A 1,106-nucleotide genomic window follows, 5' to 3' on the forward strand; every position below is an offset into this window, starting at 1 on the left:
ATATTTAGGTAAAAAAATAAAAAAAATACAAGATCATGATTTTTTTGTTGACATAGTGTAAAAAATCGTATTTAATGACGGCACTGCACTAGTCGTATTGTGTCTAAAATTCAAAAATATTCCCAAAAATTCAGTAAAATATGAACTTGAAACGTGGCGAGAAAGCCCTGTTTTCTCGGTAATTCTGACTAATCTATTTTTCAAATAATAAAAATCAATATTTGACTAATGATGTCATTAATTATGACTCAAAAGGAGCAATGATGAAAGCTGTCATCACTAAGCTAATGTGTGTTGTTGGAGACAATAAAAGCACTGTTCGCTTTGAACCTTCAACACAAAATAATCCATTTGTTGAAGTTTCTAATCAAGTCTACGCACGTCTCAAACGTGCCAATGCTGCTAAACCTTTTGTTGATGTTAAAACAACAGCAAAAACAGACAAGGCAGTTGAACAAATTAAGCCGATAGAACAAGAAGCCGTACAAACATCAACTGAATCAGCAGCCAAGGAAATTCCACTCGAACAGCCAAAAGCATCTAAAGTTTCCAAGCCATCAACATCTACCCCCAAAAAGGCTTAGAAGTTGAAGTTAATCATCCACCAAAAATGGTATCTTCAACAGGCAAAAGATACCTTCACAAGCCTTCAAGCCCCTCGCCTTAATTGGGCTCTGCGTAATGCTCTAAACACTGCAGCAAAACAAGTTGAACGCTTTACTGAAAAGCAAGTTGCAGACATCTCATCAGCCCAAATAAAGCGTATAAGAAGAGGTGTTTATATTAAAGAAAAGGCGACAGCAAGGTTTCTTGAGACAGATATCATTGGTTCTGGAACACCGATACCTCTTAAATTTTTTCAAGCAAGAGAAACAAAACGCGGCGTAACTTACACACTATTTGGAAAGAAAGAAATCTTACCCCATGCTTTTATCAAAGGTGGGAGTTTTCCAAAGCGCGTTGAATTAAAAAAGCTGAATGGGAATGTGTTTCAAAGAGCCGATGGAGATCAATTCCCCATTGCAAAACAAAAAGGACCCTCAATTGCTGGGGTAATGTCCAAGCCAGAGATTGCAAGTACTATTGTAAAAAAAGCCAATGAAAGA

2 protein-coding genes are annotated in these 1,106 nt (G+C 36.7%); both read left to right on the forward strand.

All coding sequences use genetic code 11. The annotated features are described in order from the left end of the window. The first annotated feature begins 263 nt into the window (after nucleotides 1–263). Complete coding sequence (locus ACFIJ0_RS06540) at nucleotides 264–584, forward strand: hypothetical protein (RefSeq protein WP_375644155.1); 321 nt, start codon at nucleotides 264–266, stop codon at nucleotides 582–584. Nucleotides 585–587: 3 nt separating this feature from the next. Further along, the coding region (locus tag ACFIJ0_RS06545) for a hypothetical protein (RefSeq protein ID WP_375644154.1) at nucleotides 588–1,106 on the forward strand (519 nt) is incomplete at its 3' end.

This window comes from Bartonella sp. OC68QHHN, from assembly GCF_042193875.1.
Classification (GTDB): Bacteria; Pseudomonadota; Alphaproteobacteria; order Rhizobiales; family Rhizobiaceae; genus Bartonella; species Bartonella grahamii_A.

Coding starts and splice junctions, on each gene's coding strand:
- ACFIJ0_RS06540 (WP_375644155.1), top strand. CDS start 264: ATGAAAGCTGTCATCACTAAGCTAATGTGTGTTGTTGGAGACAATAAA.